This is a genomic window from Microbulbifer mixtoriginis (SeqCode) (genome assembly GCF_052466765.1).
In genome coordinates, this window is record NZ_CP174289.1 from 3071668 (window position 1) to 3088272 (window position 16605).

The following is a 16605-nucleotide window of genomic DNA, read 5'->3' on the forward strand; positions in this document are numbered from 1 at the left end:
TCAATATTTTATCGAAAGCCTGAAAGCTTTAGTTATGTAGAGCAAGAAAAATATTACGGTTGATAGGCATAAATCAGATGGCCAAGTTAAAGCGGCCAAGATTGACCGCTTAATTTATTGAGATAATTTTTTTGGTTTCCTCAGTGTAATTTAAGACGAGGGCTCACCGCGCGGTTGGCCTGTCCAATGAGATAAAGCAACATCGCCTTTGGCCAGCCGTGGATTGCCGCCAGGTGCATGCGATAGAGTGAGCGGTAGGCAAAACCTGCAATACGCCCTTCTACGGTGAGGCTGCCTTTTACCAGGGTGCCCATCAAATTTCCTACCGCAGTGTATTTACTCAGTGAAACCAGGGAGCCTCGATCCCGATAGTAAAAATGTTCCAGGGGTTTGTTCTCAATCAAAGCGATCAAATTGGAGGCGGTGAGTTTGGCCATCTGTTGTGCTGCTTGAGCGCGCGGCGGTACCCGCTGATCGTCACCATCGACGCAACTGGCACAATCTCCCATGGCAAAAATACTTGGATCAGTTTGAGTTTGCAGTGTGGTTTTCACCTCTATTTGATTGAGGCGATTAGTGGCGAGCCCATCGAGACGGTTGAGAAAATCGGGAGCCTTGACCCCAGCGGCCCAGACGCGAATCGCTGCGGGAATTTCCATGCCGTCACCGGTGGTGAGACCCGTGGGATTGGCACTCGCGATACTGCAACCGGTGAGTACGCGCACTCCCATTTTACTCAGTTCGCGCTCGGCGTTATTGCCCAAGCGCGCCGGCAGGGCCGGCAGCAGGTGCGGTCCGGCTTCTACTACGGTGATATCAATAGCGTCCGAGCTGATTCGCCCATAGTTGCCCATCTGCTTGCTTGCATCCACCAGCTCTGCCGACAACTCCACTCCGGTAGCGCCGCCACCAACTATAGCAATCTGCAAGCTGTTCTTAGTGTGGGTTTCCAGGCGCAAAAAATGATTGAGAAGCTGCTGGTGGAATTTCTGTGCCTGCTCACTGCTGTCGAGAAAGACGCAATGATCACGTACGCCGTGAGTGTGGAAATCGTTGCTCTTGCTGCCGATACAGAGAACTAAATAATCGTATTCCAGTTCGCGAGAAGCCACCAACTCATGGCCCTCGTCATCCAACACCGCCCCCAAAGTGACAACTCGACGCTTTCTGTCGAGAGACTGTAGCGCGCCGAGCTGGAATTCATAGCCGTTAGCGCGGGCGTGTACTTGATAGTTAAGGGCGTCCATATTGGCGTCTAATGCGCCAGCGGCAACTTGATGGAGGAGGGGCTTCCAGATATGGGTACGATTCTTATCGACCAGAGTAATTTGTGCTGTGGGAGAGTTGCGTCTTTTTCCCATGAACGGGGTAAAACTGAAATAGTGCCCGAGCCGCGTGGCTAGATGTAGCCCACTAGCGCCGCCGCCGATGATCACAATTTTTTTCATGGTGGGTGGTCTTCCTGTCGATTACTAATAAGCCGACTCCCCAATCTGTGAAGACCTATCGCCGCAATACATGGTTAGCGGCGCTTGTTTTGCTGCCAGTATCCTCCGCATTGGCAGTGATATCAACAGGCCCGAACAAGTGATGATAAATAGAAATAAAAGCGGAATGATTACACTTGGCTGTGTTCCGCCTCGCTATTGTGAGTGATTAACTGCCGCCAGTGGCCATCCCGACGCAGGCGTATCTTTGGCTGGGGGTTGCCCCTAGTGTTGATCACTCCGATGATGGCGGCCTGGCTGCAGCCACTCTGTAGTAGGGCGCGAACGCAGGCTTCAGCCTTACTGGCAGGAACAGCGGCGAGCAGGCCACCACAGGTCTGTGGATCAGTGAGTAGCGCCCAGTGTGGTAGGGATTGCCACTCCCGGGGGTTTTCCACAAAGGAATAGGCACTGGCGTTCTGCGGTTGTAGGCTGGATAACCAGCCGCGCTCAATGCACTGACGGGCGCCGGGAATCAGTGGCAGCGGCTCGGCGATTAGAGTGGCACTGAGCCCATCGGGTTTCAGCATTTCCAATAAGTGGCCGAGTAAACCAAAGCCCGTGACATCAGTGAGAGCGTGGGCGCCGTGCTGGGCGAAAACCCCCGAAGCGGCGGCATTGCTGTGCAGCATGGTCTCCAATGCCTTTTGCAGCCAGCGACCTTTGGCTTCCCCCATCCCCTCGGCGGCGAGAATGGTGCCGATGCCCAAGGGTTTACTCAATATCAGACAGTCTCCTGTGTGAGCCCCACATTTTTCCAGCAGTTGCTCGCGCTCAGCCAGGCCGTTCACAGTGAGGCCCAACTGCATCTCCGCTCCTTCGGCAGTGTGGCCACCGGAGAGTACGCAATGGTGGCGGTTGAGTTCGTAAATCGTACCGGCGAGCAGCTGTTGTAAGTCCCGTTGGGTGATTTCTTCTGCCGCGGTGGGCAGGGTGGCCAATACCTGTGCACTCACCGGGCGGGCATGCATAGCGAACAGGTCAGAGAGTGCGTGCAAAGCGGCAAGTCGCCCGAACAGCCAGGGGTCTGCAACCGGGGCGCGCAGTTGGTCGGAACTCTGCACCAATAATTGCGAGGCGGGCAGGTCCATCACGGCGGCATCATCTCCAAGTCCGCGCAGTAGGTACTCAGATTGCTGTATGGGAAGCTTGGCCAGGGCGCCGCGTAGTACTTCAGGGCCTACCTTGGCACCGCAGCCATTGCAGCGCATGCTCGCCAGAGAGATGCCCTGGCGCTGGTTGAGTATCTCGCGAGGTTGGGCGCTCGGCATCTCTTCCATGCTGATGGACAGATCGCTAAAGCGCTGCATAAAGTTGCGATCAATATGGTCTTTCCAGCGCCACAGGGGGGCTCCCACTGCGGCAAGTCCATTGCGCACCGCAACCGCGCGCTTGCCGCCACAGGCCAACAGGCTCAGAAAGCGCTTTTGCGGTCGGTAATTTTTCAATAGCTGTCCGGTGAGAGTGGCGCGCAGATTGTGAAACAGCACCGGCCCTTGCCGCACTGCGTAGACACCAGCCTTGGGCAGTGGCCCGGCGGAAAAACTGGCCACGTCACCGGCGGCAAAGATTTCCTGATGTCCCTGGGCACGCAGTTTACGGTCTACTACTACGAAGCCTTTATCGTCCAGAGCTAGCTGGGAATCCGCCAGCCAGGGGGGAGCACAGGCGTTGGTTGAGAGCAGCACCTGATCCAGATTGAGTAACTCGCCATTGTTGCTGCGTACGCCCTGCTCAGTAATTTCTGATACCGGCCAGTTGTGATGTATCTCTACGCCGAGGCTATCGAGCTCACGGGCCACTAGTTTTCGCGCGAGGAAAGGATAGCCTTGCGGTATTTCATCAGCTCCGTGTATCAGGTGTATTTGAACGCGCCCGGAATAGATCTGCTCCTCCAGGCTATAAGCCATTGCCATGGCCAGTTCGCAACCACCAGCACCGCCGCCGACAATACCCAGGCGCAGAGATGTGCGATTTTTCTGTACATGTCTCTGCAGTTTTTGCCAGAAGTTGTAAAAATGTCCGATAGGCTTGATGGGGATTGCCAATTCTGAGCCGGGTAGCTCACGCACCGGGGTGGCACCGACATCCAGGGACAAGAGGTCGTATTCTAATGGTGGACGCCCGAGCAGTGATACCGTGTGCGCCTTTACGTCGATATGGTGGGCACAGGCCTGAATAAAACGAGCGCCTGCAGCGCGACACAGGCGCGCCAGATCGATATGGGTGTCATCCAGTGAATAGTGGCCCGCTACCATCCCCGGCAACATGCCGGAATAGGCGGTTTGGATTTGTGGAGAAACCAATGTCAGGCGCGCACCCGGCAGGGGGTTCATTGCCCACATTTGCAACACAATGGCATGGGTGTGGCCACCGCCGACCAGAACGATATCCTGGTAGTTAGGATGCTCCTGCATTTTTGCTCACTACTGATTTCTGCAACAGTTGCTGGGGTAAAGCCATTGCCCGCCAGCCAAATTCTCCCGCCGTGCAAATTCACTTCTGGATAAATTTTAGACAGCGTGAGTTGGGGCGAGACTGATCACACGACGTCAGCCTTCATTATCGCGAATCGCGACGCCAGGGTAAAAAAAACTGTGGGGCTGGTCTTTACTTTATGGGCTTGGCTGTCGTTGCAGCTTGCGTTCAACTCATTTCGCGGCGCGATTTTTCCAATGCCAACAGAGCCTGCCCGTCATAATGCCCGCTTTCATCACCTGCTGTGGTGGTTGATTGGCGGATTATTATTGCTGGAAGGCTTTTCATTCGTGCTTTCCGGTTTGGTACGCGATAAGGCCAGTACATGGATGGCCGAACGCGGACTGGATTTTCAGGCGCAACACTTTCGAGTGTCTCTGCTGGATTTAAGCTTGTTGCTTGTGGATGCGCGTGCAATCAACCGCGAAGGGAGAGGGTTTTCCGCCCAGGAAATTCTGCTGGATTACAGTTGGTGGCAGTTGCTGCGTGGTCGCGCCAATCTGCCTCGAGTCTCTATTAGTGGCGCCTATATGGATCTGCAATCTGTGCCGGGAGAATGGCGCAGAGAATGGGAGGTGGGCGGCTGGGATTTGGCACAGGTTGAGCGCAAGGATAGGGATTTTAAGCTGGCAATCGAGCGAGCACGAATTCGTAATAGCGAACTCTGCTATTTACACAAGCCCATCTGGTCTACAGCCTCCTGCGTTTACATTGGCGATATAAGAGCGCGGGATTTCACCCTGGGGCTGTGGCGCAAAGGAAACGTTCCCCTAAAAGTTGATATTGCCGCTGCTGGGATTGAATTACACGAATTATTAGCCAGAGAGAGAAAGTCTGCGCGATATAACACGACTTTGGCGCATCTGCACTTGAAGTCTGGGGATTTTCGTTGGCCTAGTTTGCGCACCGAAGCGGATGCCTTCCACGCAGAATTTTTTTCCAGTTGCCCGCCACAACAGTGGGCTGATGCGATTCACGGATTACAGCGCTTGATCGGCCACTGTGCCGCAGCGCGTCGTTTGAAAGCCGCTGGGGATTTAAAATTTGATTTTGGTCGTGTCGCTATGGCGCAGTGGCGCCGTGCCAATGGCGAAGGCGTTATATTACGGCGCAGCGATCAGCGTTGGCAGGACTGGCGCGCAGAAACCATTGCTATCCGCGATTTTGATTATGTTCGCCCGATTAAACGGCTGCGCTGGCGTCGTGCGGGCGCTACCGCCTTCGATTGGTGTCCACAGCACTTGCGCGATGCCAAACACCACTTTTGTGTGCGAGCCACTACCCTGAATCTCCCCGGTCCTACCAAGTTTGACTGGAATCAACCGCTCAAAATAGTTACCGGTCCCAGTCGCGCCCAACAGGTGCGCTATGTGGATGTCGCCCAGCCTCACAGGCAGCCTCTGACAGCATCACAAGCTCGGCTGGGTCCACTGGAGTTTGATAAAGCCAGCCGAATTCTCTCAGTGGGCAGTTTATCGGTGGATAGTGCCAGCGGCTGTGTGCCCGGTGAATTGTGGGGTAAACCCGACCACTGCGTGCGCTTAGCTAGTTTACGTGGAGAGGAAAAAGTGGCGCTGCGTTTTGGTTCGCAGTCAAAGTCGATTCCATGGGGAGCTGCTAGTGGGCCAATGTATCTGGGACAGATGCAGCTAGAAGGATTGGCAGAAGAGAGGCTGCGACTGCGTCAATTAAAGTGGGAGGGTATCGACACTTTAGCATCGGATACACCTTACTCAATTCAGGATTTTTCCCTGGAATCCTTGTCTGGCTGCTTATCGCGTGGCTTGCTGCCTGAGGGCTTGGGGCCCTTGTGCGCCCAGCTCAGCAGTCTTAAGGGGCGAGGTAATTTTGCCTGGCAGCCAGGTGAGGATGGGTATGCCATTTTTGGCAAATTGGGGGTGCAACGACTCATGTTGGGAGATAGTCCCAGCGGTAATAAAGGGCTTTTACTACAGAAAATGGCCAGCGGTAGCGGATATTTTCGCCGCGAAGCCGTTGAAGATCCCTGGGCTGCCAGCGCCATGGCATCAAGTATCGGCCCGATAGAGGCGGATTATGGTACGGAGAAGGGCAATCTAGAGGAACAGGGGCCTCAAGCCAGTAACCAAATGGCCAGTGTGAATGCGCCAAACTTCAAACTGGAAAATGCCAGTTTGCAGCGCTTAGATGGTTGCTTACCAGATTCTTGGGCACGGTTAATTTACCGGGATTCCCTGCCGCTTGAGGAAATGCCCACTTGCTTTGACTTTCGTGACTTGCGCCAGCAACAGCCTCTTCGCATTGCTTGGCGCGGAGGCTTTGATATTGCCACTGCAGAATTTTCTATCGAGCGTGCTCTGGCACACACGACACAAAATCGCTCCCTGCTAAATATTGAAGACCTAAATTTCCCATTAGTTAGAATCCGATATTTACCGTCTGCGGCGCTCAGCACTTATATCGCCTTGCCTGAAAGTGCACTGGAAATACTGGATATTTGCCTACCGGATATCGCGGTACTTTCTGATATTCACATTCGCTGTATAGACCTGCAGAAGTTGCATTTAGGCGAAGCCTTCCACTTGGAGTTTGGTCGACAGCAAGCATCGGCCAATTTGAATGACTCCAGCATTGCTCAGATTCAACTGCTGGAGATGGACGGAATAGCTGCACTGGATATTCAACAGCTTTCTCTGCCAGAATTAGAATTTCTCTGGTCCCGCAATGGTGCTGCCACTTCAGAAATAAAGTTTGACAAGCTGTCTGCAGAGTCCCTATTGGCTTGTCTCCCACAGCGACAGGGCATAATGGGAAAACTCCCCCATTGTATATACAGTCGGGACTTGCACTCTATCAATAGCAGTGGGGTGTCACTGGGAGTGACAGAATTTACCCGTGCTGCCTCTGCCGAGCCCATTTGGCAGTTTGCAAAACTTGACATTCCTCGGATTTATTTTTCCCCCGGCTCCATCGATCTCTACGATTTAACGATCGACAATATCTTAGTTTGTGGTTTACAGCGCCTGTTCCCTAGTGAAATCGATAGGGCAAACCTGGCTGACTGTATTGAAACACCACAGATAAAATTTACGGGTAACCCAATTAGTATCGGCTTTGAAAGTAGCATTGATCGGATTAGTTCTGGCGCTGTTTACACTGGTCCAATCGCTTTTTGGCAAAAAGGCAGAGATTTCCTGCAGGCAGGCCTGCAACAGTTGAGTTGGCGGGGAGTCAACTGGAATGGTGGGAAGGACTTTTCTGTTGCCGACTTAAAGATTCTCAATACCCGGGTGTGCCTGCCAGACTCCGGCAAGATTGTAACGATAGAAAGGCTTGAGCGATCCAGAGCTGGAGATACGCGGAGCTGTTATGGCGTCGATGAACTGTATATGCCAGGTTTGCAGCGCGTATCCTTAAGTCGGCCTTTTACTCTTGAGGGCTCTTTACATTTAGCTGGTCTCTCTATTCCACGCAAAAATACTGAGCCAATTAAAATACCCAACTTTCAGCTGGATAATATCTCTTTTGAGGGGGAGGCACTGGTACGGGTGCAGGGTGCCAGTGGCTGTTTACCCGCCGGACTTTTGAAAGACAAAAATATTGTCCCTTGTTATCAGTTGAGCCAATTACGCTTGGGAGGTATGGAAAGTCTACAAGGGGCGACCGGGAGGGTTTTTCTGCTCAGGGACATCAGTGTGGCGGAAATACAAATGCATGAGAAGGGCTTTACGCAAGCATTGTCTTTCCCGTTGTTGAAGACGCAGAGATTGCAAGTGGAGCAATTGCGTTTGGAGGGACGATCTCTAGGAGTACAACAACTACGGCTTCTGAGTATCGCCAGCTGTATTCCCGCCGGTTATTTTGATCAAGGGATTCATTGCTTCAAACTCGGAGCCGTTGAGTTGGATGGTAACTTCAATGGCGTACACGGGCTAACTCTTCCACTGTTTAAGGTTGAGAATATTGATCTTTTTTCACCTCGAGGCGAATTATTAGTAGAGGGGGAAAGTATTGAGATTGCCCACTTTTCTATGAATTCAGAAGAATGGTACTTCGCCTGGGGGGAGGCCGTACATTTCCATTTCTTCAATCGGGATCCTGGTGTTCCCGAGTTTGAACGCCACAGTACCGTTGGGGACTTTAGGTTGTTGCATATTAAAGGCTTGAGTTTCCATAAGCGTATGGAGTTATTGACGATTGATTTTATCGATTTCCTGCGCCCACGTTTTATCTTGTTGAGGGATGAGCAGGGTCAGTTTCCGGTAACCTGGGAGATTGCCGAACTGCGAGGGATACCGATTAATCAATATCTACATAGGAAGAAAAAACACCGGCCTCCACTCTTATACCATATTGGTGATATCCACCTGCGCCATGGTACTTTTACCTGGGTGGATCGAAAACATGAGTTTCGCGCACGGCTGCCAGTACGCGATATCAATCTTAATCTCAGTGATATCAGCAATGTGGGGGAGCATCCTCCAGCTGTGATTGTCGCGAATGGCCGCCCCGGTGGATTTGGCGATATTCAATTAGGGGGGACAATAGACTACTTGGGGCAAAAAAAATGGAATGCAGATCTGACCGGTTACCTGGCTAATGTAAACCTGATACCGGCTACGCCTTATATGGCCAAGCTACTTGGTTTCAAGATACTGCAGGGGCAGATGGATGCGGTGGTGAATATCCATATCTATGAAAATCAATTAAATGCCTTTGCCGATGTGGTGTTGGAAAAAATAAAAGTTCGGCGTGTACGAAAAGATGATCAATTACCAGTTAAGAAGAGGTTTATCCCTCTGAACCTTGCCCTTTGGCTGTTAAAAGATGGTAAGGGGAATGTGAAATTTGGTATGCCTGTAACCGGTAATATCCGCGATCCAAAGTTTTCTATGGAGTATGTCTTCAGCGAGTTACTACATAAAGCCATTATGGATGCTTTGTTTAGTTACTTCACCCCCTATGGTATTTATCTTTTGGCTAAATTGGCCTGGGGGCGATTTATGGCGAAGTCCTTTGATTCCATTGATTTTGCTCCCGGCAGTGCGGAGTTAAGTGGTTTGGCGCTGGCACAACTTCAGCAAATGGTTGCAGTGTTACATAAACATCCAGATGCCCGTCCTGGTGTTTGTGGTATTGCCAATGCCAGGGATTGGAATGCAATGTACCCAAATTCAACAATTGGTCTACGCGGTAGTCGCAGATTTTTATCAAATTTCTACCGTAGGCCGCCTATTTTCTTGAGGGAAGAATTTGAGAAGCTAGCCTTAGAGCGCAGTCGAAAAGTTGAGCGCTATTTGATTGATGCAGGTATCCCAGCTGCTGAGCTTATTCCTTGCGCACCGGATTATATGGGACGTGACTTTGGTGATCCAAGAGTTGAATTTTCTAATTAATATCAGTGATATATTTCTAAGGGAAGTTGATATTTGATGGGTGCCTTATTCTCTATGCTGGAGATATATCATCCTCTTGGATGAGTGTTTTGTGGAAGTGTAAGTGGCTATATTTATCAGTGTGGAGATATGTTGTTATTAATAAATGAAATACTTCCTATATTCTAGCTTGCTTTATTTATCAATAAAATCTGCAAGATATTTCTATGTTTTTTCAGTGAGGTTTGGGTTATAAATGCCCAAAAGGTAAATCATATTATCATATCTTGAAGTGCTTCTCATTTTTGTGACATAGTTGGTATGAGTATACCTCTCTTTGGGTAGTGCTATTTACCACTGATATTGCGACTATCTGTCAACTTATTTACTGCTATAAGTATTCAGGGATTGAATATGAGAATAATTATATTTTTCCTACTGCTGTTCTCAAGTTCTTCATTTGCTATTGAGCAGCAGCAGCAGCCTCTAAAAACCATGTCTACATGCCTGGTTATGAATAAATGGAGCTCCTGGGGGATGTGGGAATTCCAAGTTTATGCAATGGCCAGAGAAAAAATCTTAATTGGTAATAAAGAAAACCACTTTCTTATTACGGCAGACGAACCAGGTTTTCGTCATATCGTTGCGGGGGAAGTAGTGGCAAATTACCCAGAGGCAATCACCCTGAAAGCGCTTGGTAGCCAGTGTATGGAAAACTGCCCAGAGAATCACACTAAAAGAATTAACTGGTTCAAGCGCCGTTGTAAGTTTTATGAGTCTTAGATTGCCCTGTGGCAACAGTTAGTAAGTGTACGCTTCTATAGCTTTACAGAAGAGAGAGGAAAATATGAGTGATACTAATCCAGTACAGGGAAGCTGCCTGTGTGGTTCTGTGACCATCAAGGCCGAGCTGCCTTCTTCTGACCTTGGAGTCTGTCACTGTAGCATGTGTAAAAAGTGGAGCGGTGGTCCACTGTTGGCGGTGGACTGCCAGACCAGTGTGGAAATCTCTGGTGAGGAGCATGTATCTGTATTTGACTCTTCGGACTGGGCTGAACGCGGTTTCTGTTCCAATTGTGGCTCCCATCTCTTCTACCGATTAAAGGAAACCCAGCAGTATTCAGTTCCTGCGGGTATCTTCGAACTTCCCCCTGAAGTGACAATGACCCATCAGATATTTATTGATGAAAAACCCACATACTATAGCTTTGCCAATGAGACCAGAAACATAACCGGCCTGGAGCTGGTCACTGAATTTTCCGGAGAGTAAGTGATCACACACTCCTGATTACTTTTGGGGGGACCATTTGTCCCCCTTTAAGGTTACTATTGTTCGCTAACAGCGCTATCGGTTTGAAAGCGGCTGTGCCCATAGCAAATCGTGGGTAATTTGGGCTATCTGGAAGCAGCATTATCAAGCTGTGAAAAGGGCCTGAAAATTTGCAATGATCAAGTAGTAATAGGGAGTGGCAGAGTGCCATGACAGAAACACAGATAGTAGAAATTTTCCTGGCCAATCAGTGGTGGTCCATAATCGCCTTGGTAGTATGTGTCATAGGTGTGACCCTGTGTTGGTTTGGGGGCCTAATGGCTGCATTGACTGCCTTGGGTAATAAGCACTGGGTTTGGGGAATTGTCACTATATTTCTTGGCCCGATTACCGGAATTCCCTATGCGTTGCGGTATAAAGAAGCGGAGTATGCTCGCTCTTTGATGCTTCGAGGAGTATGGGTGTTGTTGGTTGGTTTGGTTATTGCTATTTTGATTTTATTTTTAGGCCGCTAGATTTATTGCGCGTTACTTTTAAGTAGCGCGTATCTCTCCAGAAGTATTTCCCTACTACATTTCTCTACTACATTTCTTTGCTGCTGCAGGCTGTTTTAATTGCAGGATTTATGAGATTACATTTTTTAATCTTTAAGATTGAGTGTGATTAATTTTAGTGCTGATGCCTGCTCCGTGCTTAAAGGTTCTATATATAATTTTTTGATGTTGCTATGTTTTTAGGGTGTTGAAAATATAAGCTATTTTTATTCGGGTTAATTATTTTTGTATTGTGGTTTTTTTAAATTGCAGGAACCTCTTAAGTTTTGATGGTGGTTTGAGTGGGGTGTTTAATTGTTCTTATTGAATTTGTTCAATGTTTTCTGAGCTTTTAATTTTGTTCGTTTTTTTTTGTGTAAAAGCTTTTGCTAAGCTTGCCTGTCTTTTAGGTTAGTGGAGAAAAATCAATTTTTCAGTTTTTAAATAGGATATTTGTACCATTTTGAGGTTATTAATGTCCTTTTTCTGTGTGTGGAAATAAAAATAAATAAAATAATTGGCGTATTTTTCTTGAAAGAGATCCATGCTCATCGATAGAATTCGGCGTGTATTTTATTGTTGGGAATTCCGCAATAAACTGTCTTTAAAGGGATGATGGGTGCTTAAGGGAGGAAAGTCACATGTGTTGTTATTCTTAGTAGCTGCTTTTGGGTTCTTTAAAGGTGAAGAGCTTTCTATTTGCTGTTGTTTTTGAGGTTGAGGTTTTTATTTTTCGATCTATTTAGATCTCTGTCGTTTGGTTTTTAACATGTTGACTCTTGTTCGTAACTTTTTTGTGCTGCAGGTTTTAAGTGCCAGTGCTATTGCTTATGGGTCTGCCTTGAGCGGGCCGAGCACAGATACTGATGGGAAATATTCCTTGTCATATAAGTCTGTAGCGCCACTTGGGATAATGGGTGTATATCTAAAAGAGTATAAAAATGGAACTTTTACTCGGAATATTTCATTAGACTATGGGTTTTCCAGTTCAAACTCTACTAAATCTGTAACCGTTTCTTCTGCCGGTAAATACTTTTATGAGTATTGGCATGAACACTGTACTCCAGATATTATCTCCCCTGATGATTGGGAAGATAAAGTTACATCTTGCCCTGCTTCCCGATTCAATAGGGTTAAGTTAGGCACTCATACCGTTAACGTTATATTTCAACCAGCAGCGCCCTCCAGTATCAATTACGGCACTTTCGATAGTGATGGGGCTTACAAGGTTAGCTGGTCTTCCAGTACTGGTGCAGGCCGGTATGAGCTCTACCGTAGGGTAAATAGTGGCTCCTGGAGCAGGGTTTATAACGGTTCTAAAACTAGCTTTGATGAAAGTGGCCGCTCTAGCGGTAACTACCAATATCGTGTACGAGCCTGTAACACCGCAAAGAATTTATGTGGTGCTTATAAGAACGGCGGAACCATAAAGGTAGAGCTGACTCCATCAACCCCAACCTCTATCACTGTTCCCAGTTATACCTCCTCTAGCAGCGTTAGCATCAGCTGGGCTGCCAGCAGCGGGGCTACTCGCTACGAGGTACAACAGCGCAAGGATAACGGCAATTGGTCCGGCAATATTTATTCTGGTTCATCCACCAGTACAACGGTTTCCTCCCTGAGCCATGGTAGTACTTACCGCTTTAGAGTGCGGGCCTGTAATACCACTTGTTCTGGCTATCGAGAAAGTAAAGATTTAGAAGTCTATTTCCGTCCTGGCGTACCAACACCTAAATTAAATACCACCACCAGCCTCGATGGTAAATATACTGTCAGCTGGAATACCAAGCAGTTTGCCACCAGTTATCAGTTGGTCGATGGCAGTGGCTCCACTCTGTACAATGGTTCTGGTTTAAGTAAGAGTTTCTCTGGTGTTAGCAATGGCTCTTATAGCTATAAGGTTCGCGCTTGTAATGCCAAGGGCACTTGCTCCAACTACTCCTCGTTAGTAACGGTTAAAGTCGATCGCGCTGTTGGTGTGCCCGTAGCCTCAGCTTCGCCAACCAACAGCTGGGATGGCAAGGTCAAGCTTAGCTGGAGCGAAGTTAAAAAAGGCGGTCTTACCGTTGAATATCAAGTGGTAGACAGTGCAAATAAGCAGCTTTATCGCGGCACTGCACGCAGCTACCAGCTGAGTAACTTGCAAGACGGGCGCCACTGCTACCGGGTACGTGCACTGACCTCAACAGATCAGTCCAACTATTCACCGGAAGCTTGCGCCACCGTAGCGTTGCTGAAGCCACCTGTAGCGCCTAGTTATATCACTGTACCTTCCTCTACTGGCGAAGCTTATACCGTGAGCTGGCCATCAGTTGCCGAAACTGATAGTTATCTGCTGCAGCAACGTATTAATAATGGCAGCTGGAAAACCGTGTATAACGGTGCTGGCAACAGCTATAAATACAATGCCTCTCCATTAGTATTCGGTACGCACGATTATCGTGTACAGGCCGCGAACAAAGCGGGCTCTTCCGACTTTAGTAATACCTTCACGGTAACGATGGAGCTGGATCCCACGGTACAGATTCGCAAGCAGCTGTACTACAACGAAGCCGATCAGGTACCTGCGGCCCAGGAAAATCCTGCCCAGGGTATTTTCTCCCGGGATAGAGCGGCCTTCCGCTACCTGGATCTGATGTATATCGTTGATACCAACACCAATACGGTGATTAACCCTTACGCCAGTGGTGAAGCCACGGTTGAGTTTTCCAGCCTGTATGACACTGCCGAGCGTAACCGTGCCACAGATGTGGAAGCGTTTATTTTTGAGCAGCTCACTCATCATCCCAACAATGAAAACCTGCAACGTTTCACGCTGGATGTTTACTACGATCGCGCGGTAGCGGAAATGATCCTGGCTAATGAAGCCCTGGATAATGCCCGTATTAGCCGCCTGCGTAACGAAGCGGTAGAGGTCGAAGTTGGCCATATAGAAACTGCACACCAGTTGTTGAAGGATGCCCTGAAGCAGTACAACTCCCTGCTGACCTATGCACCGGAGTTTTTAGCACAATGGGGTCCCTCCCGTGGTCAAATTAGCCCCCGCTACTACGACCCCAACGACCTGGCACAAAAAGATGTAACCCCAGCAGAATTACTGTTCACCGGGTACAAAGATGTCACCATGCTCTATCAGCTGATGAGCAAATTGGCTTCTACTAAAGTGCAGCAAGCGCGTCTGGCCGTCGTTGCCGGACAGACCAATACCACCCTGCTGGCACAAATGGTTGACGAGATGAATACGCTGCGCAGTGAGTTGATTGCTAAAGAGCAATCATTGCGTGCGATCTTCCCGAATACCGACTTTACCCAGGTGCAAGGTTTCTCTGGTCTGCCCGAAGCAGTGTATGCATGGCAAACCCATCTCAGCGATTTGGAAAACTCCGTGAGCTGGCTCACGGGCGAAACCAACATTCTGGGCCTGCCGCAGGATTCAGTGTTGCTGGTACAGGGTTACGGTATCGATGGCAACACCGTGTTTGATTCCTTCAATGCACTGAGTGACTTCCTCGGTAATGACAGCAGTGGCCCTATCGCCACCGCACAGAATAGTCTCGCCGCCGCAAAAACCAGCTATGAGAACTACCGCCACAGTGCCGACAAGCTGGCCACGGAATATACCGACCGCCACCAGCAGTTGGGCAACTGGCTGTACAGCCTGTTGGGCTTGGAGTTCCCAAGTAACTGCTTCAGCAAAGACTGCATTATTGTTGAAGAGTCTGCACAGCAAGGTAGTGAAATTGCGTTGCAGGCAAACAATATCGATATCGCGCAAATCGCATTGAGCAACAACCTGCAGCGTATGGAAGACCTGCTGAGTGCGATTGAAATTGAAATCGAGCGACGTGCGGAGGAGGAAGGTATCGTCGACGGCATGTCGAAGATCATCCTGGATTACGGCTCCAAGCAGGAATCCATTTCTAAGCAAATCACCAAGATTCGTAAAGAAGCGGAGAAATCCAGAAAACGCGATGGCTTCCTGAAAGTAGTGGGTGGTGCAATTAAAGCCTACTACACCGGAGATACAAGCACGCTAGAGCAAGGTATCGATCAGGTGGTTTCTAGTCATATCAATCTCAAGAGCATTAAAGATATTGGCAAGCTAGAAGCAATGAGCATTCGCTTGGGTGCAGAAGAGCGAGCGAAGCTGAATGACAGCACCAACAAATTGTTGGATGTCGAAAGCCGAGCGCGCGTGCGTACTATGTGGCTGGAGGCAAATACCATCGCGCTGGATATTGCCCAAGCGGAAGCTACGGTTGAGCAGGAAGTAGAACGTTTAGTCGGCATGCTGAATCAGGCACAGCGGGTTATGAACCAGATGTTCACTACTAATGCCAATCTGGCCGAACGTTATTTTGCTGACCCGATCCATGCCAGCCGCCTGACTACGGAAATGTTGCGTGCAGAGCGTCACTTTGAGGAAGCGCAGAAGTGGTTGTTCTACGCGGCCAGTGCGCTGGAATACAAGTGGCAGGAATCGTTTGTGGGATCAGTGACTGGCTCCAGAAAGGAAGACATTTTCCAAGTGCGCAATGCCCAGGAACTGAGGGATTTCTATAGTGAGCTTTTGACCTTCGATCAACTTCATAAGCTTGGAAGTATAGAGCAGGCGACGGACACCTTCTCTCTGAAAGATGATGTGTTCGGCTATGTGGATAAAATCAATGGTATTTCACAAACCTATGCACATCCGGACCCCGCTCAACAAGACGGTCCGCGGCTGAGCCCGCAGCAAGCCTTGCAGGAAAAGCTGCGCCTGTTGTCACGTAAATACGGCAGTGATACCTGGATAACCGTGGAATTTAGTACTGTGAAAGAATTACCGCGCAGTAACTTCTTCCTGGGGCCGGTTATTGCCGACAACGGTGATTTGTCTTGCTTGGCAACTGGTGGTAATTACCTGGATAAAATTGAAACCGTTGGTCTTAATATCCCCCTTGCATATAGCGTTAGTGGTGAAACCGAAACGCCTGCATTTTTGACTTATGGGGGCACTAGTTTCCTGCGTAGTAAAACTCCGGGAACTCTGGTGGAAAATGCGGATGGAGTTGGTATTCAGGACGAGTTTATAACTCATAGCACTCGATTCTGGGATGCCGTTGAGGGAACTGGGCTGGCGTTCAGAAATAGCTACCGTGTTTCTATGTCTGCGAACTTGGATGTGCTTAATAGTGGCACTGGTTCAAATTCCACGATTACCAGTGCGTTTAAAGAACGCAGTGTCGCCGCCACTGGCTGGCGCTTGTCGCTCAAGTTGGCAGACCGTTATGGTTCACTGGTAGACCTCAATGCGGTTAAAGATGTTGAGTTGATCTTTAACCATCGTTTTAAACCGAGAAATGTTGATAGCTGTGGTGGCGATGATGGCACTGGTCCATTGTTGCTACTGCGTAAACCTGTAGTTCATTAATCTTATAAATAGATGCATCTCACATTATGTGAGGTGCATCGGTAATTATCTTAACCTTCTTGTGCTTAAG

Annotated in this window: 7 protein-coding genes; 5 read left to right on the top strand and 2 right to left on the bottom strand. The window is 49.0% G+C overall.

What is annotated here, in order from left to right; translation table 11 throughout:
* Positions 1-140 precede the first annotated feature (140 nt).
* Together ACJJIV_RS13610 and ACJJIV_RS13615 are read right to left on the bottom strand one after the other, a co-directional pair.
* Positions 141-1448: an NAD(P)/FAD-dependent oxidoreductase gene (locus ACJJIV_RS13610; protein ID WP_444889295.1), complete on the bottom strand. Its 1308-nt coding sequence runs from the start codon at positions 1446-1448 to the stop codon at positions 141-143.
* 170 nt (positions 1449-1618) lie between these two features.
* Entirely contained in the window at positions 1619-3904 is a 2286-nt protein-coding gene (locus ACJJIV_RS13615; RefSeq protein ID WP_444889296.1) for a slr1591 family oxidoreductase, read from the bottom strand.
* Positions 3905-4162: 258 nt separating this feature from the next.
* Here ACJJIV_RS13615 and ACJJIV_RS13620 point away from each other — a divergent pair, with 258 nt between their 5' ends.
* The 5 genes from ACJJIV_RS13620 to ACJJIV_RS13640 all read left to right on the top strand — a co-directional run bounded on the left by ACJJIV_RS13620 (position 4163) and on the right by ACJJIV_RS13640 (position 16535).
* Positions 4163-9340 carry a DUF748 domain-containing protein gene (locus ACJJIV_RS13620; RefSeq protein ID WP_444889297.1) on the top strand — a complete coding sequence of 1726 codons (5178 nt, stop codon included), beginning with the start codon at positions 4163-4165 and terminating at the stop codon, positions 9338-9340.
* 393 nt (positions 9341-9733) lie between these two features.
* The gene (locus ACJJIV_RS13625) at positions 9734-10102 is read left to right on the top strand and encodes a hypothetical protein (RefSeq protein ID WP_444889298.1); all 369 of its coding nucleotides are present in this window, start codon (positions 9734-9736) and stop codon (positions 10100-10102) included.
* Between the two features lie 64 nt (positions 10103-10166).
* Positions 10167-10589 carry a GFA family protein gene (locus ACJJIV_RS13630; protein WP_252083436.1) on the top strand — a complete coding sequence of 141 codons (423 nt, stop codon included), beginning with the start codon at positions 10167-10169 and terminating at the stop codon, positions 10587-10589.
* A 209-nt stretch (positions 10590-10798) separates the two neighbouring features.
* The gene (locus ACJJIV_RS13635; RefSeq protein WP_444889299.1) at positions 10799-11104 is read left to right on the top strand and encodes a hypothetical protein; all 306 of its coding nucleotides are present in this window, start codon (positions 10799-10801) and stop codon (positions 11102-11104) included.
* Positions 11105-11891: 787 nt separating this feature from the next.
* The gene (locus tag ACJJIV_RS13640) at positions 11892-16535 is read left to right on the top strand and encodes a fibronectin type III domain-containing protein (RefSeq protein ID WP_444889300.1); all 4644 of its coding nucleotides are present in this window, start codon (positions 11892-11894) and stop codon (positions 16533-16535) included.
* Positions 16536-16605: the final 70 nt, after the last annotated feature.

Coding starts and splice junctions, on each gene's coding strand:
- ACJJIV_RS13610 (WP_444889295.1), bottom strand. CDS start 1,448: ATGAAAAAAATTGTGATCATCGGCGGCGGCGCTAGTGGGCTACATCTA.
- ACJJIV_RS13615 (WP_444889296.1), bottom strand. CDS start 3,904: ATGCAGGAGCATCCTAACTACCAGGATATCGTTCTGGTCGGCGGTGGC.
- ACJJIV_RS13620 (WP_444889297.1), top strand. CDS start 4,163: ATGCCAACAGAGCCTGCCCGTCATAATGCCCGCTTTCATCACCTGCTG.
- ACJJIV_RS13625 (WP_444889298.1), top strand. CDS start 9,734: ATGAGAATAATTATATTTTTCCTACTGCTGTTCTCAAGTTCTTCATTT.
- ACJJIV_RS13630 (WP_252083436.1), top strand. CDS start 10,167: ATGAGTGATACTAATCCAGTACAGGGAAGCTGCCTGTGTGGTTCTGTG.
- ACJJIV_RS13635 (WP_444889299.1), top strand. CDS start 10,799: ATGACAGAAACACAGATAGTAGAAATTTTCCTGGCCAATCAGTGGTGG.
- ACJJIV_RS13640 (WP_444889300.1), top strand. CDS start 11,892: ATGTTGACTCTTGTTCGTAACTTTTTTGTGCTGCAGGTTTTAAGTGCC.